This window comes from Pseudomonas sp. GW823-FHT02F05 (assembly GCF_058797315.1).
Window position 1 is genome coordinate 116,465 of the sequence record NZ_JBXAJM010000006.1, and the last position, 24,478, is coordinate 140,942.

Annotated in this window: 23 protein-coding genes; 8 read left to right on the forward strand and 15 right to left on the reverse strand. The window is 61.1% G+C overall.

What is annotated here, in order from left to right:
* Nucleotides 1-32: 32 nt before the first annotated feature.
* Both AC1RAC_RS09730 and AC1RAC_RS09735 read right to left on the reverse strand, forming a co-directional pair.
* Nucleotides 33-1,181, reverse strand: coding sequence for an NAD(P)/FAD-dependent oxidoreductase (locus tag AC1RAC_RS09730; protein ID WP_492616526.1), 1,149 nt, complete (start codon nucleotides 1,179-1,181; stop codon nucleotides 33-35).
* A gap of 36 nt (nucleotides 1,182-1,217) precedes the next feature.
* A complete protein-coding gene (locus AC1RAC_RS09735) occupies nucleotides 1,218-1,385 on the reverse strand; it encodes a rubredoxin (RefSeq protein ID WP_014720509.1) in 168 nt (55 codons plus the stop codon).
* Between the two features lie 195 nt (nucleotides 1,386-1,580).
* Here AC1RAC_RS09735 and AC1RAC_RS09740 point away from each other — a divergent pair, with 195 nt between their 5' ends.
* Nucleotides 1,581-2,144 (forward strand): chorismate--pyruvate lyase family protein, encoded by a 564-nt coding sequence (locus AC1RAC_RS09740; protein WP_034129121.1) that lies wholly within the window; start codon nucleotides 1,581-1,583, stop codon nucleotides 2,142-2,144.
* A complete protein-coding gene (ubiA, locus tag AC1RAC_RS09745) occupies nucleotides 2,144-3,034 on the forward strand; it encodes a 4-hydroxybenzoate octaprenyltransferase (RefSeq protein WP_014720511.1) in 891 nt (296 codons plus the stop codon). Before AC1RAC_RS09740 ends, ubiA begins: the two co-directional genes overlap by 1 nt.
* A gap of 123 nt (nucleotides 3,035-3,157) precedes the next feature.
* Here the strand turns inward: ubiA and AC1RAC_RS09750 are convergent, their stop codons facing one another.
* The gene (locus tag AC1RAC_RS09750) at nucleotides 3,158-3,535 is read right to left on the reverse strand and encodes a COG4315 family predicted lipoprotein (RefSeq protein WP_089041539.1); all 378 of its coding nucleotides are present in this window, start codon (nucleotides 3,533-3,535) and stop codon (nucleotides 3,158-3,160) included.
* 152 nt (nucleotides 3,536-3,687) lie between these two features.
* On the opposite strand from AC1RAC_RS09750, the gene phoB reads away from it, so the two are divergent.
* The 3 genes from phoB (at nucleotide 3,688) to AC1RAC_RS09765 (ending at nucleotide 7,341) form a co-directional block, all read left to right on the forward strand.
* The gene (gene phoB / locus AC1RAC_RS09755; RefSeq protein WP_003195617.1) at nucleotides 3,688-4,377 is read left to right on the forward strand and encodes a phosphate regulon transcriptional regulator PhoB; all 690 of its coding nucleotides are present in this window, start codon (nucleotides 3,688-3,690) and stop codon (nucleotides 4,375-4,377) included.
* A 79-nt stretch (nucleotides 4,378-4,456) separates the two neighbouring features.
* Entirely contained in the window at nucleotides 4,457-5,743 is a 1,287-nt protein-coding gene (phoR, locus tag AC1RAC_RS09760; protein ID WP_219857405.1) for a phosphate regulon sensor histidine kinase PhoR, read from the forward strand.
* A 257-nt stretch (nucleotides 5,744-6,000) separates the two neighbouring features.
* Nucleotides 6,001-7,341 carry a hemolysin family protein gene (locus tag AC1RAC_RS09765; protein ID WP_003195620.1) on the forward strand — a complete coding sequence of 447 codons (1,341 nt, stop codon included), beginning with the start codon at nucleotides 6,001-6,003 and terminating at the stop codon, nucleotides 7,339-7,341.
* A gap of 135 nt (nucleotides 7,342-7,476) precedes the next feature.
* Here AC1RAC_RS09765 and AC1RAC_RS09770 read toward each other — a convergent pair whose 3' ends face one another.
* The 7 genes from AC1RAC_RS09770 to AC1RAC_RS09800 all read right to left on the reverse strand — a co-directional run bounded on the left by AC1RAC_RS09770 (nucleotide 7,477) and on the right by AC1RAC_RS09800 (nucleotide 17,027).
* On the reverse strand, nucleotides 7,477-8,376 hold the full coding sequence (locus AC1RAC_RS09770) for a response regulator (protein WP_034129124.1): 900 nt from the start codon (nucleotides 8,374-8,376) through the stop codon (nucleotides 7,477-7,479).
* 164 nt (nucleotides 8,377-8,540) lie between these two features.
* Complete coding sequence (phoU, locus tag AC1RAC_RS09775; RefSeq protein ID WP_034129125.1) at nucleotides 8,541-9,302, reverse strand: phosphate signaling complex protein PhoU; 762 nt, start codon at nucleotides 9,300-9,302, stop codon at nucleotides 8,541-8,543.
* Between the two features lie 115 nt (nucleotides 9,303-9,417).
* Nucleotides 9,418-10,251: a phosphate ABC transporter ATP-binding protein PstB gene (gene pstB / locus AC1RAC_RS09780; protein ID WP_003195626.1), complete on the reverse strand. Its 834-nt coding sequence runs from the start codon at nucleotides 10,249-10,251 to the stop codon at nucleotides 9,418-9,420.
* Nucleotides 10,252-10,428: 177 nt separating this feature from the next.
* The gene (gene pstA, locus AC1RAC_RS09785; RefSeq protein ID WP_034129126.1) at nucleotides 10,429-12,099 is read right to left on the reverse strand and encodes a phosphate ABC transporter permease PstA; all 1,671 of its coding nucleotides are present in this window, start codon (nucleotides 12,097-12,099) and stop codon (nucleotides 10,429-10,431) included.
* Nucleotides 12,100-12,114: 15 nt separating this feature from the next.
* Entirely contained in the window at nucleotides 12,115-14,148 is a 2,034-nt protein-coding gene (locus tag AC1RAC_RS09790) for an ABC transporter permease subunit (protein ID WP_169918798.1), read from the reverse strand.
* 483 nt (nucleotides 14,149-14,631) lie between these two features.
* A complete protein-coding gene (locus AC1RAC_RS09795) occupies nucleotides 14,632-15,618 on the reverse strand; it encodes a phosphate ABC transporter substrate-binding protein PstS (RefSeq protein WP_003195633.1) in 987 nt (328 codons plus the stop codon).
* Nucleotides 15,619-15,737: 119 nt separating this feature from the next.
* Nucleotides 15,738-17,027, reverse strand: coding sequence for an MFS transporter (locus AC1RAC_RS09800; protein ID WP_034129128.1), 1,290 nt, complete (start codon nucleotides 17,025-17,027; stop codon nucleotides 15,738-15,740).
* Between the two features lie 406 nt (nucleotides 17,028-17,433).
* Between AC1RAC_RS09800 and AC1RAC_RS09805 the strand changes: the two genes are divergently transcribed.
* Both AC1RAC_RS09805 and AC1RAC_RS09810 read left to right on the forward strand, forming a co-directional pair.
* A complete protein-coding gene (locus AC1RAC_RS09805) occupies nucleotides 17,434-17,838 on the forward strand; it encodes an acyl-CoA thioesterase (protein ID WP_003176975.1) in 405 nt (134 codons plus the stop codon).
* Between the two features lie 58 nt (nucleotides 17,839-17,896).
* A complete protein-coding gene (locus AC1RAC_RS09810) occupies nucleotides 17,897-18,796 on the forward strand; it encodes a D-hexose-6-phosphate mutarotase (RefSeq protein WP_492616527.1) in 900 nt (299 codons plus the stop codon).
* A gap of 114 nt (nucleotides 18,797-18,910) precedes the next feature.
* On the opposite strand, the gene AC1RAC_RS09815 is transcribed toward AC1RAC_RS09810, so the two are convergent.
* The 5 genes from AC1RAC_RS09815 to AC1RAC_RS09835 form a co-directional block, all read right to left on the reverse strand.
* Nucleotides 18,911-19,447, reverse strand: a complete 537-nt coding sequence (locus AC1RAC_RS09815) for a DUF3299 domain-containing protein (RefSeq protein ID WP_003195640.1) — start codon at nucleotides 19,445-19,447, stop codon at nucleotides 18,911-18,913.
* Nucleotides 19,448-19,524: 77 nt separating this feature from the next.
* The gene (locus tag AC1RAC_RS09820; RefSeq protein ID WP_005792540.1) at nucleotides 19,525-19,770 is read right to left on the reverse strand and encodes a GlsB/YeaQ/YmgE family stress response membrane protein; all 246 of its coding nucleotides are present in this window, start codon (nucleotides 19,768-19,770) and stop codon (nucleotides 19,525-19,527) included.
* Between the two features lie 105 nt (nucleotides 19,771-19,875).
* The gene (locus AC1RAC_RS09825) at nucleotides 19,876-20,961 is read right to left on the reverse strand and encodes a 5-(carboxyamino)imidazole ribonucleotide synthase (RefSeq protein ID WP_054896064.1); all 1,086 of its coding nucleotides are present in this window, start codon (nucleotides 20,959-20,961) and stop codon (nucleotides 19,876-19,878) included.
* Nucleotides 20,962-20,972: 11 nt separating this feature from the next.
* Entirely contained in the window at nucleotides 20,973-21,464 is a 492-nt protein-coding gene (purE, locus tag AC1RAC_RS09830) for a 5-(carboxyamino)imidazole ribonucleotide mutase (protein WP_003195648.1), read from the reverse strand.
* A gap of 333 nt (nucleotides 21,465-21,797) precedes the next feature.
* Nucleotides 21,798-22,706: a LysR substrate-binding domain-containing protein gene (locus AC1RAC_RS09835; RefSeq protein ID WP_019818139.1), complete on the reverse strand. Its 909-nt coding sequence runs from the start codon at nucleotides 22,704-22,706 to the stop codon at nucleotides 21,798-21,800.
* A 181-nt stretch (nucleotides 22,707-22,887) separates the two neighbouring features.
* Here AC1RAC_RS09835 and aspA point away from each other — a divergent pair, with 181 nt between their 5' ends.
* Entirely contained in the window at nucleotides 22,888-24,312 is a 1,425-nt protein-coding gene (gene aspA / locus AC1RAC_RS09840; protein WP_003195657.1) for an aspartate ammonia-lyase, read from the forward strand.
* Nucleotides 24,313-24,478 lie beyond the last annotated feature (166 nt).

Below are 24,478 nucleotides of genomic sequence, written 5' to 3' on the forward strand. Positions count from 1 at the left end.
GAACGTGATGTTTGCGACAGAACGGGTGGTATTTACGCCAGTAACGGCGGAAGTTCTTTGTTCAGCGCCAGTTTATCCATGACAGCGCTGCCGGTCAGTGCGTAACCCAGCAGGCGGCCGCTGGCATCGCGGCACAGGGCCTTGATGTCGGCACCCTGCCCTTCGACACTCCAGACGCCTTCAGTGCCTCGTGGTGCAGGTGAGACCACCAGCGGGCACACCGGGGTTTTCACGGTGATGGGCATTGGCCCATAGCTCACCGCCGTGGCATTGCCGGCCAGGGTTTGCGCCAGGGCACGGGCGCAGCTCATCAGCGGCATCACGTACAACAGGTTCAGGCCATCGACCTCGGCGCAGTCGCCCAGGGCATAGATATTGGCGTGGGAGGTCTTGAGGTGGCGGTCCACCATGATCCCGCGGTTGATTTGCAGGCCGGCCGCTGCGGCCAGGTCTACACGCGGGCGCAGGCCAATGGCAGACACCACCAGGTCACAGTGGATCACTTCACCGTCCGACAGGTGCGCTTCAAGGCCATCAGCCGTGCGTTGCAGGCGATTGAGCACCGGGCCCAGGTGGAAACGCGCGCCGATGCCTTCCAGCCCGGCTTGCACCGCTGCGGCTGCCGCCGGGTGCAGCAGGGTCGGCATGACTTGCTCACACGGCGCGACCAGGTCGATTTCATAGCCGCCCAGGATCAGATCATTGGCAAACTCACAGCCGATCAGGCCAGCGCCAAGCAGCAGCACGCGCCGTTTGCCGGCAGCAGCGGCACGAAAGCGCGCGTAGTCTTCCAAGTCGTTGATCGGGAAAATCAGCTCAGTTGCATCGCCTTCGACCGGTACGCGCACGGTTTCTGCGCCCCAGGCCAGGACCAGGTCGCGGTAGCTCACCGCTTCCTCGCCGATCCACAGGCGCTTGTGGCCTGGATCGATGCCGCTGATGCGCGTATGGGTGCGCACCTGGGCCTTGAGTTGCTCGGCCATGGCGCCAGGTTCGGCCATGCTCAGGCCATCGGCTTCCTTGTTCTTGCCAAAGCCGGTGGAGAGCATGGGCTTGGAGTAGGAGCGTCCGTCATCGGCAGTGATCAGCAGCAACGGGGTCTCGCTGTCGAGCTTGCGAAACTCCCGGGCGACGTTGTAACCGGCCAATCCTGTGCCGATGATCACGACAGGTGCGTTCATTCCTTTCTCCTTGTAGTACGTTTCTTAAATTCGGGATTACGCGATTTCGATCATTTCGAAGTCCGACTTACCCACGCCGCAGTCCGGGCACAGCCAGTCTTCCGGGACGTCCTGCCACAGAGTGCCTGGTGCAATACCGTCATCCGGCCAGCCGTCCGCTTCGTTATAGATAAGGCCACAGACGATACATTGCCACTTCTTCATTACATGCTTCCTCAGGTTCAGGCGTGTTGGCCGGCGGTCGATGGATCCAGCGTTGCCGCGCGGCTCAGGGCGTTTTGTACTGATCAGGGCCGGCAGATGCAAGCACGTTCGACGCAAACGACGGGTTTGGCACGGCAAAAGCCCAGGGTGCCATGGTAAGCTCGCCGCCTCTTTTGCTGCCAATACTGACTCACCGTGCCGCACTCAATCGCCCTTCCCGATGCTTGCCAATGGCTGACCCAGAGCCTTCTGAGCCCCTTGCCCACGCCCTTGACCCTCAACTGGCTGTTTGACGAAGGCTCGCTGACGCGACGGCTGACGTGGCTGTCCAACGAGGGTTTCAGCGTGACGCCGCTGTTCGAAGGCTGGCAACCGTTGCGCGACGACGAATGCGCCGCCCTGGACCTGCCGCCGGCCAGTATCGGTTGGGTACGCGAGGTGTATTTGCGCGGGCACGGCCAGCCTTGGGTGTTCGCCCGCAGCGTGGCGGCCCGCAGTGCCTTGCAGGGCGACGGGCTGCACATGGACGAACTGGGCAGCCGCTCGCTGGGCGAGTTGCTGTTCTGCGACCGCGCCTTTACCCGCCAGGCCATCGAAGTGTGTCACTACCCTCGTGCCTGGCTGCCGACAGCGGACCAGGCCGATAATCTGTGGGCGCGCCGCTCGCGCTTCGACCGCGGGGCGCTGAGCGTGCTGGTGGCGGAAGTCTTCCTGCCGAGTTTCTGGCACGCGCTGCAAGATCATCCGGAGAACTGCTGATGTACCAACGTCTGCTCAAGTCCTTGAACCGCCTGAACCCCAGGGCCTGGGATTTCATTCAGTTGACGCGCATGGACAAGCCCATCGGCATCTACCTGCTGCTGTGGCCGACGCTGTGGGCCCTGTGGATCGCCGGCAAGGGTTCGCCGTCACTGATCAATATCGTGATTTTCGTGCTGGGCGTGGTACTCACCCGGGCCGGCGGCTGCGTGATCAATGACTGGGCCGACCGCAAGGTCGATGGCCATGTGAAACGCACCGAGCAACGTCCGCTGGTGAGCGGCAAGATCAGTTCGAAGGAAGCGCTGGTGTTTTTTGCCGTGCTGATGGGCATCAGTTTCCTGCTGGTGCTGCTGACCAATGCCAGCACCATCCTGCTGTCCCTGGGCGGCCTCGCACTGGCGGCAAGCTACCCGTTCATGAAGCGCTACACCTATTACCCCCAAGTGGTGCTGGGCGCAGCGTTTTCCTGGGGCATGCCGATGGCGTTTACCGCCGAGACCGGCCATTTGCCTGCCACCGCGTGGCTGCTGTACATCGCCAACCTGTTGTGGACGGTGGGCTACGACACCTATTACGCCATGACCGACCGCGATGACGATTTGAAGATCGGGGTGAAATCCACCGCCATTCTGTTCGGTGACGCTGACCGCGTGATCATCCTCACCCTGCAAGGCCTGGCGCTGGCGTGCCTGTTGCTGGCCGGCGCACGGTTCGAGCTGGGCGGGTGGTTCCACCTCGGGTTGCTGGCGGCAGCGGGCTGTTTTGTCTGGGAGTTCTGGTACACACGGGACAGGGACCGCATGAAGTGCTTCAAGGCGTTCTTGCATAATCACTGGGCGGGGTTGGCGATTTTTGTCGGGATCGTGGTGGATTACGCGGTTCGCTGAGGATTCTGTGGTGATTGTTGGGGCGCCATCGCAGGCAAGCCAGCTCCCACATTTTGATTGTATTCGCACATCAAAAAAATGTGGGAGGGGCTTGCCCTCGATGGACTCAGCAGCGCCGCAGACTTAAGGCTTGATGATGTGCCAGACGCTACCTTTGCCATCACCGGTCTTGTCACCGGCTTTCTTGTCGTCCTTGTAGGTGTAGACAGGCTTGCCTTTGTAGGCCCACTGGCTGGTCTGGTCGTCGCGGGTGATCACCGTCCAATCGCCGGTCTTGGTGTCGGTGGACTCTGCCTTCAGCGGTGGCCAGTTGGTCGCGCACTGGTCCTTGCACACTGATTTGCCATCAGCGTCCTTGTCGAAGGTATAGAGCGTCATTCCCTTGTGATCCACCAACATCCCGTCTTGGGTCATCGCCGGCTCTGCCGCAAACGCCAGCCCTGGCAGCGCCAACACCGCAGATACCAGCAGGGTTTTCCAGGAAACAGTGCTGTAAGTCATCGGAACCTTCCTTTTGTGGTTGTCAGGATTCGGACCCAAAGGGTAGCCCAGAGTGCCGTTAATTGCCCAAGCGACTAAATTACTGTCACACGACTGCAATAATTCCGTTATCTAATGCGGCGCAAGACAGTTAAATGACAAGAGGATTGAGCATGGTTGGCAGGAGCATTCTGATCGTTGACGACGAAGCGCCCATTCGCGAAATGATCGCCGTCGCGTTGGAAATGGCCGGCTATGACTGCCTGGAGGCGGAGAACTCCCAGCAGGCCCACGCCATTATCGTCGACCGCAAGCCGGACCTGATCCTGCTCGACTGGATGCTGCCCGGCACCTCGGGCATCGAATTGGCCCGCCGTCTCAAGCGTGACGAGCTGACCGGGGATATCCCGATCATCATGCTCACCGCCAAGGGCGAAGAGGACAACAAGATCCAGGGCCTGGAAGTGGGCGCCGATGACTACATCACCAAGCCGTTTTCCCCACGGGAACTGGTGGCGCGCCTCAAAGCCGTGCTGCGCCGCGCCGGCCCGACCGATGGCGAAGCGCCTATCGAAGTCGACGGCTTGATCCTGGACCCGATCAGCCACCGCGTGACCATCGACGGCAAGCCCGCGGAGATGGGGCCGACCGAATACCGCCTGCTGCAATTCTTCATGACTCACCAGGAGCGCGCCTACACCCGTGGCCAACTGCTCGACCAGGTATGGGGGGGCAACGTCTATGTGGAAGAGCGCACTGTGGACGTGCATATCCGCCGCCTGCGCAAAGCCTTGGGCGACGCGTACGAGAATCTGGTACAAACCGTGCGCGGCACCGGCTATCGGTTTTCTACCAAAGGCTGAGCCAGTCCTCCTCCCTTAACAGCTGACAAGGACGCATGTTTAAGTGAACCAGAACTGGCATGGCACCCTGATCCGCCACATGCTTCTGTTGATCACTGCCTGCCTGCTGGTCGGGCTGATCAGTGGCTATTACGGCTGGAGCCTGGCCGCCGGCATCGCGTTGTACCTGGGCTGGACCCTCAAACAATTGCTGCGCCTGCATGAATGGCTGCGCCAGCACAAACCCGATGAGGCCCCCCCCGATGGCTATGGCCTGTGGGGCGAGGTGTTCGACAGCATCTACCACCTGCAGCGCCGCGACCAACGGGTACGCGGGCGCCTGCAAGCGGTGATCGACCGGGTGCAGGAGTCCACCGCCGCGCTCAAGGACGCGGTGATCATGCTCGACAGCGACGGCAACCTGGAATGGTGGAACCGTGCCGCCGAGACTCTGCTGGGCCTCAAGACGCCCCAGGACAGCGGCCAGCCGGTGACCAACCTGGTGCGTCACCCGCGCTTCAAGGAATACTTCGAGCAGGACAACTACGAAGAAGCCCTGGAAATCCCCTCGCCCACCAACGACCGCGTGCGCATCCAACTGTACCTGACTCGCTACGGCAACAACGAGCACTTGATGCTGGTACGTGATGTGACCCGTATTCACCAGCTGGAACAGATGCGCAAAGACTTCGTCGCCAACGTTTCCCATGAGCTGCGTACGCCCTTGACGGTGATTTGCGGCTACCTGGAGACGTTGCTGGACAATGTCGATGAGATCAACCCGCGCTGGAGCCGCGCCCTGCAGCAGATGCAAGTGCAAGGCTCGCGCATGCAAACCCTGCTTAACGACCTGCTGTTGCTGGCCAAGCTTGAAGCCACGGACTACCCCTCGGACAACCACCCCGTGGCGGTGCAGAGCCTGTTGCAGACGATCAAGAACGATGCCCAGGCCCTCTCGGGCGAACGCGGGCAGCAGATCACGCTGGAGGCCGACCCAACCGTATTGCTCAAGGGCAGTGAAGGCGAATTGCGCAGTGCATTCTCCAACCTGGTGTTCAACGCGGTGAAGTACACCCAGGACAAGGGCAATATCCGCATTCGCTGGTGGGCCGACGAGCACGGCGCGCACCTGAGTGTGCAGGACTCGGGTATCGGTATCGACGCCAAGCACCTGCCGCGCCTGACCGAGCGCTTCTACCGTGTCGACTCCAGCCGCAACTCCAACACCGGCGGCACCGGGCTGGGCCTGGCCATCGTCAAGCATGTGCTGCTGCGCCATCGGGCCCGCCTGGAAATAAGCAGCGTGCTGGGGCATGGCAGTACCTTTACCTGTCATTTTCCGCCGGCGCAGGTAAACCGTTCGCGAGCGGTCGAGGCCGATGATTAAGCGGAAGTGAGCACGGCCCACTGTGGGAGCTGGCTTGCCTGCGATGACGGCGGGTCAGCCAAATTATCGGTAGCAGGCAGACCGCCATCGCAGGCAAGCCAGCTCCCACACGGGTTCTGCGACACGACTTTGCAGCCCCGCCCGGCAGCGGGCACTAGGCAAGCGCCCCGTCAGCCGCTACATTGGCCGACTTGCGCCTGCCTTTCAGGCCTACCTGTCACCCCTTATTGAACACACGGAACCTGCAAAACCCCATCATGGACCCTTCCCCTGGCATTACCCTCGCTACACTCTTCGCCGATTTCGGCATGATTCTTTTTGCACTGATCCTGGTACTGCTCAACGGTTTCTTCGTTGCGGCGGAATTTGCCATGGTCAAACTGCGCGCCACCCGCGTCGAGGCCATCGCCCATAAGAACGGCTGGCGCGGGCAGATCCTGCGTACCGTGCACAGCCAGCTCGACGCCTACCTGTCGGCTTGCCAGCTGGGTATCACCCTGGCGTCCCTGGGCCTGGGCTGGGTCGGTGAACCGGCCTTTGCGCACATCCTCGAGCCGATGCTGGGCGCGGTCGGCGTGCAGTCGCCGGAAGTGATCAAGGGCGTGTCGTTCTTTGCCGCCTTCTTCGTGATTTCCTACCTGCACATCGTGGTCGGCGAACTGGCCCCCAAATCCTGGGCGATTCGCAAACCCGAGTTGCTGTCGCTGTGGACGGCCGTGCCGCTGTACCTGTTCTACTGGGCGATGTACCCGGCCATCTACCTGCTCAACGCCAGTGCCAACGCCATCCTCCGTATCGCGGGCCAAGGCGAGCCTGGCCCCCACCATGAGCACCATTACAGCCGCGAAGAACTCAAGCTGATCCTGCACTCCAGCCGTGGCCAGGACCCCAGCGACCAAGGCATGCGCGTACTGGCCTCCGCCGTGGAAATGGGCGAGCTGGAAGTAGTGGACTGGGCCAACTCCCGGGAAGACCTGGTGACCCTGGACTTCAACGCCCCGCTCAAGGAAATCCTCGCGCTGTTCCGTCGCCATAAATTCAGCCGTTACCCGGTGTATGACGCGGTGCGCAACGAGTTTGTCGGCTTGCTGCACATCAAGGATTTGCTCCTGGAACTGGCTGCCCTGGACCATATCCCCGAATCGTTCAACCTGGCCGAATTGACCCGCCCACTGGAACGCGTATCGCGGCATATGCCGTTGTCGCAACTGCTGGAGCAGTTCCGCAAAGGCGGCGCGCACTTCGCCCTGGTGGAAGAAGCCGACGGCAAGATCATCGGCTACTTGACCATGGAAGACGTGCTGGAAGTGTTGGTGGGCGATATCCAGGACGAACATCGCAAGGCCGAGCGCGGCATCCTCGCCTACCAGCCCGGCAAACTGCTGGTGCGTGGCGACACGCCGTTGTTCAAGGTGGAACGCCTGTTGGGCGTCGACCTGGACCACATCGAAGCCGAAACCCTGGCCGGCCTGATCTACGACACGCTCAAGCGCGTGCCGGAAGAAGAAGAAGTGCTGGAAGTTGAAGGCTTGCGGATCATCATCAAGAAGATGAAAGGGCCGAAGATCGTGTTGGCCAAGGTGTTGTTGCTGGACTGACTGTAGACGCCCTCTGTAGGAGCGAGCTTGCTCGCGAAAAACTCACAGGCGCCGCGTTTATTCAGGAAGCACGCGTTATCGTTGGCGTTTTTCGCGAGCAAGCTCGCTCCTACAGGGGATAGGCGTCGCGGTGCTTCACGCACCCGGCACGAAATGCTTCTGCGCCGTGCCACGGGCGATCAGGCGGGATATGTAGTCCAGCTTCTGCGCATCCTGGTCGATAAAGCGGAAAGTCAGTTGCAACCAGTCGCTGTCGGGCTTGGGCTCGTAGGCGACGATGGCGTGCAGGTAGCCGTTGAGCCGTGCGACTTCGGCGTTGTCGCCCTGTTCAAGGTCGAGCACGGCGCTTTCCAGTACTTGTGGCAGGACCTCGCCACGCTTTACCACCAGCAACGCTTCCTTGATGCTCAAGGCCTTGATCACGCATTGCTGGGTGCCACTTGCGAGGCGCAACTGGCCCTGACCGCGACTGCCCGTCGGCGCCGCTGCTGCGGGGGCCTTGGCTGGCGGTGTATTGAGCAGACCTTTGCTGGGCGCCGCCACCGGGGCCGGCTTGACCGCTTCGGGTTTGCCGCCGGTCAGGGCGCTCAGGGAGTCGTTGCCAAAGGCTGAGTTCATCTTGGTCGGCGCGCTGGCAATCAGCGCATCGAGGCGACCGATCTTGTGCAGGGCCTGCTTGACCTTGTTCAGCAACTGCTCGTTGGTGAACGGCTTGCTGACGTAGCCGGAAACCCCCGCCTGAATAGCCTGCACCACGTTTTCCTTGTCGCCACGGCTGGTCACCATCACGAACGGCATGGCCTTCAGGTGCGCTTGCTCGCGGCACCAGGTCAACAGCTCAATGCCGGACATTTCCGGCATTTCCCAGTCACACAGCACCAGGTCGAAGGTTTCGCGCATGAGGATGGATTGCGCCTTTTTGCCGTTCACCGCATCTTCGATCTTGATCCCGGGGAAGTAATTACGCAGGCACTTCTTCACCAGGTCGCGAATAAACGAGGCGTCATCCACCACCAACACACTGACTTTACTCATCGACCCTTCATCCTATAAAAACGTCTGCAAAACGCCTGACTGATGGCATTTTGCCAAAACTCGCGGGTCACAGAAGGACTTTATGGCGCCTGCTGTGCAAAAAATTCAGATGCCGCAAACAAAAACGCCCGGCCAGAGGCCGGGCGTTAATTTCTCGGGCAACCTTACTTATCGTCAGATTCGCCCGGAACATTAGGGATTAGATCAGCAGTGCCTTCAACTTCGGCCTTCATGCGCTTGAGGCCCATGTGCCGGACGTCGGTGCCGCGCACCAGATAAATCACCAATTCCGAGATATTGCGCGCGTGGTCGCCGATACGCTCCAGGGAGCGCAGCACCCAGATAATGTTCAAGACCCGCGAGATCGAACGCGGGTCTTCCATCATGTAGGTGGCCAACTCGCGCAGCGCGGTCTTGTATTCGCGGTCGATGATCTTGTCGTACTGAGCCACCGACAACGCCAGTTCGGCGTCAAAGCGGGCGAAAGCGTCGAGGGCATCGCGCACCATGTTGCGCACCTGATCGCCGATATGGCGCACTTCCACGTAGCCACGGGGCGCCTCACCCTCTTCGCACAGCTGGATGGCGCGGCGGGCAATCTTGGTGGCTTCATCGCCAATGCGCTCCAGGTCGATCACCGACTTGGAAATGCTGATGATCAAACGCAGGTCCGAGGCCGCTGGCTGGCGGCGGGCAAGAATGCGCAGGCACTCTTCGTCGATATTGCGTTCCATCTGGTTGATCTGCTCGTCAATCTCACGCACCTGCTGAGCCAGGCCCGAGTCGGCCTCGATCAGCGCGGTGACCGCATCATTGACTTGCTTCTCCACCAGCCCGCCCATCGCCAGGAGGTGGCTGCGCACTTCCTCAAGCTCGGCATTGAACTGCGCGGAGATGTGGTGGGTAAGGCCTTCTTTGCTAATCATGGGGTTGCTCCGCAAAAGCTGTAAGCCGCAAGCTACAAGCTGCAAGCTGATGTGTGTCGTTCCGTTGAACTGCTCTTACTTGCCGCTTGAAACTTGCGGCTTGCAGCTGCTCCAACTAGCCGTAGCGACCGGTGATGTAGTCTTCGGTCTGCTTCTTCGCCGGATTGGTGAACAGGGTGTCGGTATCGCCGAACTCCACCAGCTTGCCCATGTACATGAACGCGGTGTAGTCGGAAACCCGCGCCGCCTGTTGCATGTTGTGGGTCACGATGACGATGGTGAACTTGGACTTGAGCTCGTAGATCAGCTCTTCGACTTTCAAGGTGGAGATCGGGTCGAGCGCCGAGCACGGTTCGTCGAGCAGCAACACTTCCGGCTCTACGGCGATGGTACGGGCGATCACCAGGCGCTGCTGCTGGCCGCCGGACAAGCCGAGTGCCGATTCGTGCAGGCGGTCCTTGACCTCGTCCCACAATGCCGCGCCCTTGAGCGCCCACTCAACCGCTTCGTCGAGGATGCGTTTCTTGTTGATGCCCTGGATACGCAGGCCGTAGACCACGTTTTCGTAGATGGTCTTGGGGAACGGGTTGGGCTTCTGAAACACCATGCCCACGCGGCGACGCAGCTCGGCCACGTCTTCGCCCTTGCGGTAGATATTGGTGCCGTAGAGGTTGATTGCACCTTCTACACGGCAACCGTCCACCAGGTCATTCATGCGGTTGAAGGTACGCAACAACGTGGACTTGCCGCAGCCCGACGGGCCGATGAAGGCGGTCACGCGTTGCTTGGGGATGTTCATGCTGACATCGAACAGTGCCTGCTTGTCGCCGTAGTACAGGCTCAGGCCGGGGACTTCGATGGCCACGGTTTCCTGGGCCAGGCTCAGGCTCTGCTTGTCGCGACCCAGGGCGGACATGTTGATGCCGTGGGATTGGGTTTCGTGTTGCATGGGATGCTCCCTGTGCTACCAATTCATTTCGTTGAACCGCCGGGGCGGCTTACTCAAATTCTGTGCCTGACACCGAGCCCTGTGGGAGCTGGCTTGCCTGCGATGCGGGTGGCGCGGTATTGCAGTAAAACCGCGGTGATGCCATCGCAGGCAAGCCAGCTCCCACATTGGATCGCATTAGCTGTCCAGCGCTTTGTATTTTTCGCGCAGGTGGTTACGAATCCACACTGCCGACAGGTTGAGCGTGGCAATCACCAATACCAGCAGCAAGGCGGTGGCGTACACCAACGGCCGTGCGGCTTCGACGTTGGGGCTCTGGAAGCCGACGTCATAAATATGGAAGCCCAGGTGCATGATCTTCTGGTCCAGGTGCAAGTACGGGTAGTTGCCATCCAGCGGCAGCGACGGCGCCAGCTTCACTACACCCACCAGCATCAGCGGTGCCACCTCACCCGCGGCACGGGCCACGGCGAGGATCATGCCGGTCATCATCGCCGGGCTGGCCATTGGCAGCACGATCTTCCACAACGTTTCCGCCTTGGTCGCGCCGAGCGCCAGGGAGCCTTCACGCACGGTGCGAGGAATCCGCGCCAAGCCTTCTTCGGTGGCCACGATCACCACAGGCACCGCCAGCAGCGCCAGGGTCAGCGAAGCCCAGAGCAACCCCGGCGTACCGAAGGTCGGCGCAGGCAGCGCTTCAGCGAAGAACAGACGGTCGACCGAGCCCCCCAGTACATACACGAAGAAGCCCAGGCCGAACACGCCGTAGACGATAGCCGGTACGCCGGCCAGGTTGTTCACGGCGATGCGGATGATGCGCGTCAAGGTGTTCTGCTTGGCGTATTCACGCAGGTACACCGCGGCCAGTACGCCAAACGGGGTCACGATCATTGCCATGATCAGGGTCATCATCACGGTGCCGAAGATGGCCGGGAAGATCCCGCCTTCGGTGTTGGCTTCCCGTGGGTCATCGCTGAGGAATTCCCAGACCTTGCTGAAGTAGAAGCCGATTTTGGTCATCGTGCCCATGGCGTTCGGCTGGTAGGCGTGCACCACTTTGCCGATGCCGATTTCCACTTCCTTGCCGTTGCCGTCACGCGCCGTCAGGGCGTCGCGGTTGAACTGGGCATGCAGGTCGGCCAGGCGCGCTTCGATGTCCTGGTAGCGGGCGTTCAGCTCGGCGCGGTCGGCGTCCATGTCGGCCTGGGCGGCAGCGTCGAGCTTGCCTTCCAGTTCCAGTTTGCGACCGTGCAGGCGGATGCGCTCCAGCCCTGCGTTGATTGCGCCAATATCGGTTTTTTCCAGGCTCTTGAGCTGAGCGGCCAGCTTGTTCACGCGGTCCACGCGGGCTTGCAGCTCCGGCCACGCGGCCTCGCCTTCGGCAATCACCTTGCCGTCCTGCTTGACGTTGACCAGGGTGCCGTAGAAGTTGCCCCACTCACGACGCTCGATGGCCATCAGGTTCGCAGGCTTGGTCTGGTCCTTCAGCCACTCACCGACAATCCAGGTGAAGTCGTTACCGTTCAGGTCGCGGTTGCCGACCTTGATCAGCTCACGGGTCATGAATTCCGGGCCTTGGTCCGGCACCGGCAGGCCCGCGCTTTTCAGGCGCTCGCGCGGCACTTCTTCTTTCTGGACCACTTCGCCGATGACGATGTGGTTGGCCTGGCCTGGCACGTTGTAGTTCGCCTGGATCAGGTCGGCCGGCCAGAAATGGCCCAGGCCCCGCACCGCAATCACAGCCAGCAAACCAATGGTCATGATGACCGCGATGGACACCGCGCCACCGCTGATCCAGACGCCGGGGGCGCCGCTCTTGAACCATCCATTCAGGGAGTTCTGTTTCACAGACTTCTACCTTTCTTAAAGCGACGAGTATTTCTTGCGCAGACGCTGACGAATCAGCTCGGCGAGGGTGTTCATGATGAAGGTGAACAACAGCAGCACCAGCGCCGAGAGGAACAGCACGCGGTAATGACTGCCGCCCACTTCCGACTCGGGCATCTCCACCGCAACGTTGGCCGCCAGGGTGCGCAGGCCCTCGAACAGGTTCATCTCCATCACCGGGGTGTTACCGGTAGCCATCAGTACGATCATGGTCTCGCCCACAGCGCGGCCCATGCCGATCATCAGCGCCGAGAAGATGCCCGGGCTGGCGGTGAGGATGACCACGCGGGTCATGGTCTGCCACGGCGTGGCGCCCAGGGCCAGGGAACCCAGAGTCAGGCCGCGTGGCACGCTGAACACGGCGTCTTCGGCGATGGAGTAGATGTTCGGGATCACCGCAAAACCCATGGCCAGGCCGACCACCAACGCGTTGCGCTGGTCGTAGGTAATGCCCAGATCGTGGGAGATCCACATGCGCATGTCACCGCCGAAGAACCAGGTTTCCAGGTACGGGCTCATGTACAGCGAGAGCCAGCCCACCAACAGGATCACAGGAATCAGGATCGCGCTTTCCCAACCATCGGGAACGCGCAGGCGGATCGACTCAGGCAAGCGGCTGAAGACAAAGCCGGCGACCAGGATGCCAATCGGCAACAGCATCAACAGGCTGAAAATGCCCGGCAGGTGCCCTTCCACATACGGCGCCAGGAACAGGCCGGCGAAGAATCCGAGGATCACCGTCGGCATGGCTTCCATCAGCTCGATCACCGGCTTGACCTTGCGGCGCAGGCTCGGCGCCATGAAGTAAGCGGTGTAGATCGCTGCAGCAACCGCCAGTGGCGCCGCCAGCAACATGGCGTAGAACGCGGCCTTCAAGGTACCGAAGGTCAGCGGGGCCAGGCTCATCTTGGGTTCGAAGTCAGTGTTGGCGGCCGTGGATTGCCAGACGTATTTAGGCTCGTCGTAGTTCTCGTACCAGACCTTGCTCCACAACGCGCTCCACGACACTTCCGGATGCGGGTTGTCGAGCAACAACGGTTGCAGCTTGCCACCCGCCTCGACAATCACACGGTTGGCCCGTGGCGACATGCCGAACAGACCCTGGCCGTCGACCACCGGGTCCACCAGCAAGGTGCGGTGGGCAGTGCTGTGGAACACGCCGAACTGGCCAGCAGCATCCAGGGCGGTGAAGCCTTTGCGGCGCTCTTCAGCGCTGATTTCGACGATGGGCGCGGTGCCCATCTGGAAGGTGCGGATCTGCTTCAGGCGCTGTTCGCCATCGGGGTCGCGGGCCATGAACCACTGGGCCAGGCCGCCTTTGGAGTTACCCAGGATCAGCGAGATACCGCCGACCAACTGGGTGCTGGCGGTGATTTCCGTGTCGGCGTCTTCCAACAGTTTGTAGCGACCGTTGAGGCTCTTGTCGCGCAGGCTGAACACGTCGGCCAGGGCACGACCGTTGATCACATACAACCACTGCTGGCGTGGGTCGATGAAGATCGCCTTCACCGGCTCGGTCATCTGCGGCAGCTCGACGCGCTTCTGCTCGCTGGTGACCTCACCGGTCATCATGTTTTCTTCACGGCTCAGGGTCAGCACGTTCAAGTGCGAACCGGCGGAACCTGCCACCACCAGGGAGGTATCGGTGGCGTTGAGCGCAACGTGTTCCAAGGGACGACCGGTGTCATCCAGCACGATCGGCGTTTCGCCGTAGGGGTACTCGATCGCTGGGGTGATGGTTTTCTTGCCGTCCGGGTACGACACCTTATAGGTGTGGCGAAACACCAAAGACTGGCCATTGGACAAGCCGAGAATCACCAGCGGGCTGCCCGGCTGATCTTCACCAATGGAAGCAACGCTGGTACCGGCCGGAATCGGCAGGTCGACACGCTTGAGCTCGGCACCGGTGTCCACGGCAAAGAACAGCGCCTGGCCCTTGTCGGAAACCCGCATGGCGACCTGGTTCTGTTCTTCGAGGGAGATCATCAACGGCTTGCCGGCGTCCTGCATCCAATCGGGCGTCAACGCGTCTTCCTTGGTCAACGAGGCGCCCTGGAACAATGGCGCAACCACATAGGCGAGGAAGAAGAAGATCAGGGTAATGGCGGCCAGCACGGCGAGGCCGCCGACCAGCACATACCAACGGGTGAAGCGATCCTTGAGCGCGCGGATGCGGCGCTTGCGTTGCAGCTCAGGCGTATTGAAATCAATGCGCTTGGGAGGGGAAGTCGTCGTCATGGTGGAATTGGCCAGATCATTCATGCGCACACCCTAGCGATCCTGTATGACAGAAAGATGACAGTGCAGTGACGCAACAAATCCGCCGCGAAGCAGGGCTGGCAGCGGATAAAAATTAGGGATGCAGACTGCTTATGTGGGAGCGGGCTTGCCCGCGATGCCATCAACACGATTTCAACGCTAAACCGCGTCGCCAGCATCGCGGGCAAGCCCGCTCCCACAGAAAAGCATGCGTCTACATCAGGTATCGCAGGCTTAGTTGCCTTCTTTCAGACCCAGGTCAGCCAGGGCCTTGGCGGCGACTTTGGCTGGCAGCGGGATGTAGCCGTCTTTGACCACCACTTCCTGGCCCTGCTTGGACAGCACCAGTTTCACGAACTCAGCTTCCAGCGGCGCCAGTGGCTTGTTCGGGGCTTTGTTGACATACACGTAGAGGAAACGCGACAGCGGATACTTGCCGTTCAGGGCGTTTTCTTCGGAGTCTTCGATGTAGTCAGTGCTGCCTTTCTTGGCCAATGGCACGGTCTTCACGCTGGCGGTCTTGTAGCCGATGCCCGAGTAACCGATGCCGTTCAGCGAGGAGCTGATCGACTGCACGACCGAAGCCGAGCCCGGTTGTTCGTTCACGTTTGGCTTGTAGTCGCCTTTGCACAGGGCTTCTTCCTTGAAGTAGCCGTAGGTGCCAGATACCGAGTTACGCCCGAACAGTTGCACTGGCTTGTTGGCCAGGTCGCCGGTCACGCCCAGGTCACCCCAGGTTTTCACATCGGCTTTGGCGCCGCACAGACGCGTCGAGGAGAAGATCGCATCGACCTGTTCCATCGTCAGGTGCTGGATCGGGTTGTCCTTGTGCACAAATACCGCCAGGGCATCCACCGCAACCGGGATTGCCGTTGGCTTGTAGCCGTACTTCTGCTCGAAGGCAGCCAGTTCGGTGTCCTTCATCTTGCGGCTCATCGGGCCCAGGTTGGAGGTGCCTTCAGTCAGCGCAGGTGGCGCAGTGGCAGAGCCGGCAGCTTGAATCTGGATGTTGACGTTCGGGTATTCCTTTTTGTAACCCTCGGCCCACAGGGTCATCAGGTTAGCCAAGGTATCGGAGCCGACGCTGGACAGGTTGCCCGACACACCAGTGGTCTTGACGTAAGCCGGGATTGCCGGATCAACACCAGCGGCCACCGCGTTGGCGGTCGCAACGCCAGCAGCGACAAAAGTCATTGCCGCCATCAAACGTTTCAGTTTCATGCCTTGCTCCTAGCAGATAGGGATAATTGGATCGGGGCCAAGTATCGGCAGGCCGTGTGAACACTCTATGTCTGAAATATGACAATTAGATGAAAGGCCACTATCTGAATGTGCAGGCTTCAGCGGCCGCGTTTCCACAGATACCCGCCCACCAGCATCCCCATCACACACAGGACGGCCACATAGTAAGCCGGGCCCATCGGGCTCTCCTTCATCAGCAGCGACACCGCCAATGGCGTCAACCCGCCGAACACGGCATAAGCAACGTTATAGGAGAACGACAGACCGCTGAAGCGCACCACCGGCGGGAAGGCTTTGACCATCACGTAGGGCACCACGCCGATGGTGCCGACAAACAAGCCGGTCAGGGCATACAACGGGAACAGCCAGTCCGGGTGGGCCATCAGGCTGTGATACAGCGTCCAGGAGGTCGCCAGCAGCAGTGCGCAACCTGTGACCAGCACGCGACCGGCTCCAAAGCGGTCGGCCAGCGCACCCGAGGCGATGCAACCCAGGCTCAGGGTCACGATGGCCAGACTATTGGCTTGCAGCGCAACCGTAGGGCTGAAGTGGTAGATGGTTTGCAGCACGGTCGGGGTCATCAGGATGACTACCACCACGCCGGCCGACAATAGCCAGGTCAGCAGCATCGACAGCACAATGGCGCCACGGTGATCGCGCAACACGGCGCGCAAGGGCAGTTCAGCGGCCAGGCTCTTGCGTTGCTGCATCTCGGCGAAGATCGGGGTTTCATGCAGCCAACGACGCAGGTACACCGACAGCAGGCCGAATACGCCGCCGAGCAGGAAAGGAATCCGCCAAGCGTAATCAGAGACCTGTTCCGGTGTATAGGCGCTATTGATGGCGGTAGCCACCAACGAGCCCAGCAGAATACCGGCGGTGAGGCCGCTGGTCAGGGTGCCGCAGGCGTAGCCGATGTGGCGCGGCGGGACGTGCTCGGAGACGAACACCCAGGCGCCCGGTACTTCGCCGCCGATCGCCGCGCCCTGGATGATGCGCATCAGTAGCAACAGGACCGGCGCCCACAGGCCGATCTGCGCGTAGGTGGGCAGCAGCCCCATGATCAGGGTGGGTACGGCCATCATGAAGATGCTCAGGGTGAACATCTTCTTGCGCCCCAGCAGGTCACCAAAGTGCGCCATGATGATGCCGCCCAAGGGGCGCGCCAGGTAGCCGGCGGCGAAGATGCCGAAGGTCTGCATCATGCGCAGCCATTCGGGCATGTCCACAGGGAAGAACAGTTTCCCGACCACGGTGGCGAAAAACACAAAGATGATGAAGTCGTAGAACTCCAGCGCTCCACCCAGGGCAGACAGCGACAGGGTTTTGTAGTCGTTGCGGGTCAGCGGGCGCGAGGGTTGCGCACTGCTTGCGGGCACGGAGGACATGGCAAGGCTTCTCTTATAGTAATCATCGTAAAGGACTGCACGCCCGTGACTTGCGGCGGGTTTGGCAAGATAGCAAATCGCCCGAAAAAGCACAGCGCCAGGAGCACAGTTGCGCGCAAAAGCCCCGATACAGCATCTATTTACCGACCAAATGAGCGTCGGGAGGTCGTCGTGGCGCCAGGGTCTCGATATACTCGCCGGTGCAAGCGCCAGACCCGCTGTCTTGAGGGGCTGCTGTGCCAAAACGTTGTTGGGTGCCGTCCAGCCGGTTTGGCAGAGTTTCCCTTTAGTTCGCCTTACGAGAAACGCATCGAGCGGTGTATGTTGGTGCTGAAACGTTTTTCTGAGAAGACGGCTATCCACTTGAAATACCCATGAAGCGTCACGGGTCAGAGGCACCCTCGGCATGATCGAACTCGAACAAGAAGATCCTATCCCGCAAGGCGATCTCGCCCTGCAAATCACCGCGCTCCCGCGTGAAACCAACGGTTTTGGCGATATCTTCGGCGGCTGGCTGGTCGCGCAGATGGACCTCGCCGGCACGGCAATGGCCAGCAAGGTCGCCGGTGGGCGCGTGGCCACCGTGGCCATTGATCGCATGGCGTTTCTGGTGCCGGTGGCCGTGGGTGCGCAGCTTTCCTTCTATACCCAGGCCCTGGAAATCGGCCGCAGTTCGATCCAGATGATGGTCGAAGTGTGGAGCGACGATCCGTTGTCCAGCGAATGGCGCAAGGTGACCGAAGCCGTATTCGTGTTCGTCGCCATCGATGGCAGCGGCCGCACGCGCTCGGTACCGTCACGGGCGCGTTAAACCTCGCCGGGTTTTAACGGTCAATTGCCCCATTGCCTGCCACTAAGAGAGCTTTGTCATGCCTACGCCCCACGTTGAGACGGTAAAAATCGACGAGCTGGACTGCTGGCGCATCCGCCACAACGGCGCCGAGCTGATGGTGGCCCAACAGGGTGCGCATATCTTCAGTTACCAGCGCGAGGGCGAACAGCCGCTGATCTGGCCGAACCCTGAGGCAGTGTTCAAGCAGGGCAAAGGCATTCGTACCGGCGTACCGGTGTGCTGGCCGTGGTTCGGGGTGTTCGACCGCAACCCGCAAAGCGTCAAAGCCATGCGCCAGAGTGATCAGCCTGCCGGCGCCCACGGTTTTGTGCGCACCGCCCGCTGGGAACTGGCCACCACCGAACTCGACGGCCAGACGCTGCGAGTGGACTTGGTATTGCCGGTGCCGGCTGGCGGCTTTCCAGGCTGGCCCCATCAGGTAGACCTGACGCTGAGCCTGCTGTTGGATGACCAACTGCACATCCGCCTGACCAGCCACAACCGCGGCGCCGACGCCGTGACCCTCAGCCAGGCATTGCACACCTACTTCGCCGTGAGCGATGTGCGCAAGGTGCAGGTCGAGGGCCTGGATGGCGTGGCTTACATCGATACCGCCGACGGGTGGGCCGAGAAACAGCAAGCCGGGCTGCTGCACTTCAGCGCCGAAACAGACCGCATTTACCTGAATACGCCGGCCCAGTTGAACATCGTCGATAGCGATTGGCAGCGCCGTATCCAGCTCACCAGCGAAGGCTCGAAATCCACCGTGGTCTGGAACCCCTGGACCGAACGCGCCAAGGCTTTCGACGATATGGCCGATGACGGCTGGCAGAGTATGTTGTGCATCGAGACGGCCAACGTGCTGGACGATGTCGTGAACCTGGCGCCCGGCGAAAGCCACACTCTAGGCGTGAGCATCACGGCACTGGCCTTGTAAACCCAATCAAATGTGGGAGCTGGCTTGCCTGCGATGCAGGCAACTGGGTGTATCAGGAACACCGAGGCGTTGCTATCGCAGGCAAGCCAGCTCCCACAGATTATGCTCTGAGCTTTAGAGATCAGACTCCTTCACCACCCGCACCTTCCCCGCCTCCAGCGCATACGCGGCATCTGCCAAGTCGTTATTGACCTTCTCCACCTTCAGCGTGCCCGTGACCCACAGCGGCGTGTAGATATCATCCAGCTTCAACCCCTTGGGATAGCGCACCAGCACCAGTTGATTAGGCGGCGGTGGCGGCACGTGTATGCAGGCGCCCGGGTAAGGCACGAGGAAGAACAATGTGCTGCGGCCCTTGGCGTCCGTTTCAAGCGGCACCGGATAGCCGCCAATGCGGATATTCTTGCCGTTCATGGCCGCTACGGTCTTGGTGGAATACATCACCGCAGGCAGGCCCTTGCTCTGCTTCAAGCCACCCTTTTCGGTGAACGTGCCTTGAGCTTCGGGGGAGTTGTGGTCGATCTCGGGCATGGCTTCGAGAGCTTTCTGATCCGACAGCGGCATCAGGTCGAGCCAGTCGGTTTCCGGCAGTTCGCCAGCGTGCGCCAGGCCAGAGCCCAGCAGAAGAAGCGTTAACAGAAGACGGCGCATGGAGAGGCTCGGCAAATACAAGTGCCGAGCATTCTAGCCCTCTGCGCCTGCGCAGCGCAGAGGACTTTGTCGGCTGATTACTTCTTTTTGATCAGGCCGTAGATCACCAGCAACACGATGGCACCCACCAGCGCGCCGATGAAACCTGCGCCCTGGCCTGCCTGGTAGATCCCCAGGGCCTGACCGCCGTAGGTCGCGGCCAGGGAACCGGCGATACCCAGCAGGATGGTCATGATCCAGCCCATGCTGTCGTCGCCAGGCTTGAGGAAGCGCGCCAGCAGGCCGACGATCAAGCCGATAAAGATGGTTCCGATGATACCCATGGCATTTCCCTCTGATTGGTATGAGTCATGCCAAAGCCTAGTCAGGCTTTGGCATCCTGCAATCAGAGAGACGCAGAACCCCAATGGTTCCCGCCGTGGCCAGGCTTATTGTTCGGCGATCAGTGCTTCAACCTTGAGGATCTGCGCCTGCAGCGTCGCACGGTCCTTGCAACGCAGGTTGGCGTGGCCGACCTTGCGCCCGGCCTTGAAGGCCTTGCCGTAGTGATGCACGTGACAATCGTCGATCGCCATCACACGCTCCACCGGCGGTACAGAGCCGATGAAGTTGAGCATGGCGCTCTCGCCGACCTTGGCCGTGGAGCCCAACGGCAAGCCCGCCACAGCCCGCAGGTGGTTTTCGAACTGGCTGCACTCGGCGCCTTCGGTGGTCCAGTGCCCGGAGTTGTGCACACGCGGGGCGATTTCGTTGGCCTTGAGGCCACCGTCGACCTCAAAGAACTCGAACGCCATCACGCCAACATAATCCAGTTGCTTGAGGACGCGGCTGGAATAATCTTCGGCCAGGGCCTGCAACGGGTGGTCGGTGCTGGCCACGGAGAGCTTGAGGATGCCGCTGTCGTGGGTGTTGTGCACCAACGGGTAAAAGCGGGTTTCGCCATCACGAGCGCGTACGGCAATCAGCGAGACTTCGCCAGTGAACGGCACGAAGCCTTCCAGCAGGCAGGCAACGCTGCCCAGCTCGGCAAAAGTGCCGACCACATCGGCCGCGGTGCGCAGGACTTTCTGGCCCTTGCCGTCGTAGCCCAGGGTGCGGGTTTTCAACACCGCCGGCAGGCCGATGCTGGCGACCGCCGCGTCCAGGTCCGCCTGGGACTGGATATCGGCGAAGGCCGGGGTCGGAATGCCCAGGTCCTTGAACATGCTCTTTTCGAACCAGCGGTCGCGAGCGATGCGCAAGGCTTCGGCGCTCGGGTACACCGGCACGAACTGCGACAGGAAGGCCACGGTTTCGGCCGGGACGCTTTCGAATTCGAAGGTCACAAGGTCAACTTCATCGGCCAGTTGGCGCAGGTGGTCCGGGTCGCTGTAGTCAGCGCGCAGGTGTTCACCCAGGGCCGCAGCGCAGGCGTCCGGCGCCGGGTCCAGGAAAGCGAAGTTCATCCCCAGCGGCGTACCCGCCAAAGCCAGCATGCGGCCCAGTTGGCCGCCACCGATTACACCGATTTTCATCGTCAACAACCTCAGGCGATGCGTGGGTCTGGATTGTCCAGCACGCTGTCTGTCTGCTCAGCACGGAATTTTTTCAGCACCGCATGAAACTGCGGGTGCTTGGCGCCCAGGATGCTGGCGGACAGCAAGGCTGCGTTGATCGCACCGGCCTTGCCGATCGCCAGGGTTGCCACCGGAATGCCAGCCGGCATCTGCACAATGGACAACAGCGAATCCACGCCCGAGAGCATCGACGACTGCACCGGCACGCCAAGCACGGGCAGGTGAGTCTTGGCCGCACACATGCCAGGCAAGTGCGCCGCGCCGCCGGCACCGGCGATGATCACCTCGATGCCACGGGATTCTGCTTCATCGGCATACTGGAACAGCAAATCCGGGGTGCGGTGGGCGGAGACCACCTTCACTTCGTACGGAATGCCGAGTTTTTCCAGCATATCGGCGGTGTGGCTAAGGGTGGACCAATCGGACTTGGAGCCCATGATCACGCCAACCAATGCACTCATCGTCGTGCCTCTTCTCTCTGGGCGCCCGCAGGCGCGTCAAAAAACAACAAGCCACGCGGGAAATCCAGCGTGGCTTGGTGTACGAATTAAGGCCGGTTTGGACCGGCCGAAGGCCGCGCAGTATACCGTAATAATCCAGATAAACAGCCCCTGGGATGACCATCTGTCTAGCGGCGCAAAGTGGCGGTTTTATTGACTTAAGAGTCAGCGAATACACCACGAAATCCTGTGGGAGCTGGCTTGCCTGCGATAGCAGTGGATCAGAGCCAAATAGGTTGGCTGACACACCGCTATCGCAGGCAAGCCAGCTCCCACATGTGTTCTGCGCTGGGCTCAAGCGCTTTGCGCTGCCCCACCTTCCAGCTTCCTCCACAACAACCGCACATTCGCCTTGCGCACCAACGCGCAGCGATACAAGCGAATCTCCAGCGGCACATGCCATTGCGGCCCGCCGCACACCACCAGTTCGCCGCGCGCCAACTCTGCACGTACGCTCAACTGCGGTACCCAGGCGATCCCCAAGCCTTCGAGCGCCATGCTCTTGAGGCTGTCGGCCATGGCGGTTTCATAGATGGTAGTAAAGCGCAGAGCCCTCTGGCGCAGCAGCAAATTCACCGAGCGGCCAAGGAACGCGCCGGCGCTGTAGGCCAGCAGCGGCACGCTGCCCTCGCCCTCCAGGTCGAACAGCGGCTTGCCCTCGGCATCGGCGGCGCACACCGGGAGCATTTCGGTGTTGCCCAGATGCAGCGACGGGAAAATCTCGGCGTCCATTTGCATCGCCGCGTCCGGGTCGTAGAACGCCAGCATCAGGTCGCAACCGCCTTCGCGCAGGGCGTGCACGGCGTCGCCGACGTTGGTGGCCACCAGCCGCGTGGCGATATTCAAGCCCTCGTTGCGCAACTGCGCGATCCAGCGCGGGAAGAACCCCAAGGCCAGGGAGTGGGCGGCCGCCACTTGCATGACTTCGCCCTGCCCGCCTTCCAGGTGATGCAAATGGCGCAGGACTTCACCGAGCTGTTCGACCACTGTGCGCGCCGTAACCAGGAACAACTGCCCCGCCGCCGTCAACTCCACCGGTGTACGCGAACGGTTGACCAGCGTCAGGCCCAACGCGGCTTCCAGGCTGCGGATACGCCGACTGAACGCCGGCTGGGTGACAAAGCGCCGCTCAGCCGCCTGGGAAAAACTACGCGTCGCCGCCAGGGCGCTGAAGTCTTCCAACCACTTGCTCTCAAGGTTCATCACTGCCTCCCACGGAATGCACCATTTTGGCACACACGCCCGCCAAGATAACCGGGTCACATCCACATTATGCCGTTTGTGCATAGGCCAGTGTTTAACAGCATTGGCCCAAAAAGTTCTACAAGCCTAGCATTCGCAGCGTTCCGGCCAGTTCCGGGTCCATATTGAGATGATTTCCGTCATGTCCTCTGCTGCATCATTCCGTACCGAAAAAGACCTGCTTGGCGTACTCGAAGTACCGGCTCAAGCGTATTACGGCATCCAGACCCTGCGAGCGGTGAATAACTTCCGCCTCTCGGGCGTTCCGATTTCGCATTACCCGAAATTGGTGGTCGGTCTGGCAATGGTCAAGCAAGCGGCCGCTGACGCCAACCGCGAGTTGGGCCAGCTCAGCGAAGCCAAGCACGCTGCCATCAGCGAAGCCTGTGCTCGTCTGATCCGCGGCGATTTCCACGAAGAGTTCGTGGTGGACATGATTCAAGGCGGCGCCGGCACTTCAACCAACATGAATGCCAACGAAGTCATCGCCAACATCGCGCTGGAGGCCATGGGTCACCAGAAGGGCGAATACCAGTACCTGCACCCCAACAACGACGTGAACATGGCGCAGTCGACCAACGACGCCTACCCGACCGCGATCCGCCTGGGTCTGCTGTTGGGCCATGACGCGCTGCTGGCCAGCCTCGACAGCCTGATCCAGGCGTTCGCCGCCAAAGGCGCCGAGTTCAGCCATGTGCTGAAAATGGGCCGCACCCAGTTACAAGACGCCGTGCCGATGACCCTCGGCCAGGAATTCCGCGCTTTCGCCACTACCCTGGGCGAAGACCTGGCGCGCCTGAAGACCCTGGCACCGGAGCTGCTCACCGAAGTGAACCTGGGCGGCACCGCCATCGGCACCGGCATCAACGCCGACCCACGTTACCAGGCCCTGGCCGTACAACGCCTGGCCACCATCAGCGGCCAGCCGCTGGTACCGGCGGCCGACTTGATCGAAGCCACCTCCGACATGGGCGCCTTTGTACTGTTCTCCGGCATGCTCAAGCGTACCGCCGTGAAGCTGTCCAAGATCTGCAACGACTTGCGCCTGCTGTCCAGCGGCCCACGCACCGGCATCAACGAGATCAACCTGCCGGCTCGCCAGCCAGGCAGCTCGATCATGCCCGGCAAGGTCAACCCGGTGATCCCGGAAGCGGTCAACCAGGTAGCGTTCCAGGTCATCGGTAACGACCTGGCCCTGACCATGGCAGCCGAAGGCGGCCAACTGCAACTGAACGTGATGGAGCCGCTGATCGCCTTCAAGATCTTCGACTCGATCCGCCTGCTACAACGCGCCATGGACATGCTGCGCGAGCACTGCATCGTCGGCATCACCGCCAACGAAGCGCGCTGCCGCGAACTGGTGGAACACTCCATCGGCCTGGTCACCGCGCTGAACCCGTACATCGGCTATGAAAACGCCACCCGCATTGCGCGTATCGCTCTTGAAAGCGGGCGCGGCGTGCTGGAACTGGTGCGTGAAGAAGGCTTGCTCGACGACGCCATGCTCGACGACATCCTGCGCCCGGAAAACATGATCGCTCCACGCTTGGTCCCGCTGAAGGCCTAAGCGTTTGTTGCACTGCTCACCAGGTTGAGGGACTAGACACCTCTCACCTTTTGAGGGCCTGAAGGCTCGTTCTTCAGGCCCTTTTTTTTGCCTTGAGGTTGCTCCATGACGCCCATAAAAAATCTAATATCGCACCGCAAACCTTCCTCCCCTTCCGCGACCGCGC

What these genes read in the sequence shown, in the direction of transcription:
- ubiA (WP_014720511.1), top strand. Translation starts at nt 2,144, where the DNA reads ATGTACCAACGTCTGCTCAAGTCCTTGAACCGCCTGAACCCCAGGGCC.
- AC1RAC_RS09820 (WP_005792540.1), bottom strand. Translation starts at nt 19,770, where the DNA reads ATGGGTATCATCGGAACCATCTTTATCGGCTTGATCGTCGGCCTGCTG.
- AC1RAC_RS09750 (WP_089041539.1), bottom strand. Translation starts at nt 3,535, where the DNA reads ATGACTTACAGCACTGTTTCCTGGAAAACCCTGCTGGTATCTGCGGTG.
- AC1RAC_RS09735 (WP_014720509.1), bottom strand. Translation starts at nt 1,385, where the DNA reads ATGAAGAAGTGGCAATGTATCGTCTGTGGCCTTATCTATAACGAAGCG.
- AC1RAC_RS09805 (WP_003176975.1), top strand. Translation starts at nt 17,434, where the DNA reads ATGATCGAACTCGAACAAGAAGATCCTATCCCGCAAGGCGATCTCGCC.
- AC1RAC_RS09800 (WP_034129128.1), bottom strand. Translation starts at nt 17,027, where the DNA reads ATGTCCTCCGTGCCCGCAAGCAGTGCGCAACCCTCGCGCCCGCTGACC.
- phoU (WP_034129125.1), bottom strand. Translation starts at nt 9,302, where the DNA reads ATGATTAGCAAAGAAGGCCTTACCCACCACATCTCCGCGCAGTTCAAT.
- phoR (WP_219857405.1), top strand. Translation starts at nt 4,457, where the DNA reads ATGCTTCTGTTGATCACTGCCTGCCTGCTGGTCGGGCTGATCAGTGGC.
- AC1RAC_RS09765 (WP_003195620.1), top strand. Translation starts at nt 6,001, where the DNA reads ATGGACCCTTCCCCTGGCATTACCCTCGCTACACTCTTCGCCGATTTC.
- AC1RAC_RS09790 (WP_169918798.1), bottom strand. Translation starts at nt 14,148, where the DNA reads ATGCAGGACGCCGGCAAGCCGTTGATGATCTCCCTCGAAGAACAGAAC.
- AC1RAC_RS09825 (WP_054896064.1), bottom strand. Translation starts at nt 20,961, where the DNA reads ATGAAAATCGGTGTAATCGGTGGCGGCCAACTGGGCCGCATGCTGGCT.
- phoB (WP_003195617.1), top strand. Translation starts at nt 3,688, where the DNA reads ATGGTTGGCAGGAGCATTCTGATCGTTGACGACGAAGCGCCCATTCGC.
- AC1RAC_RS09770 (WP_034129124.1), bottom strand. Translation starts at nt 8,376, where the DNA reads ATGAGTAAAGTCAGTGTGTTGGTGGTGGATGACGCCTCGTTTATTCGC.
- AC1RAC_RS09815 (WP_003195640.1), bottom strand. Translation starts at nt 19,447, where the DNA reads ATGCGCCGTCTTCTGTTAACGCTTCTTCTGCTGGGCTCTGGCCTGGCG.
- AC1RAC_RS09795 (WP_003195633.1), bottom strand. Translation starts at nt 15,618, where the DNA reads ATGAAACTGAAACGTTTGATGGCGGCAATGACTTTTGTCGCTGCTGGC.
- AC1RAC_RS09730 (WP_492616526.1), bottom strand. Translation starts at nt 1,181, where the DNA reads ATGAACGCACCTGTCGTGATCATCGGCACAGGATTGGCCGGTTACAAC.
- purE (WP_003195648.1), bottom strand. Translation starts at nt 21,464, where the DNA reads ATGAGTGCATTGGTTGGCGTGATCATGGGCTCCAAGTCCGATTGGTCC.
- AC1RAC_RS09810 (WP_492616527.1), top strand. Translation starts at nt 17,897, where the DNA reads ATGCCTACGCCCCACGTTGAGACGGTAAAAATCGACGAGCTGGACTGC.
- AC1RAC_RS09835 (WP_019818139.1), bottom strand. Translation starts at nt 22,706, where the DNA reads ATGAACCTTGAGAGCAAGTGGTTGGAAGACTTCAGCGCCCTGGCGGCG.
- pstB (WP_003195626.1), bottom strand. Translation starts at nt 10,251, where the DNA reads ATGCAACACGAAACCCAATCCCACGGCATCAACATGTCCGCCCTGGGT.
- aspA (WP_003195657.1), top strand. Translation starts at nt 22,888, where the DNA reads ATGTCCTCTGCTGCATCATTCCGTACCGAAAAAGACCTGCTTGGCGTA.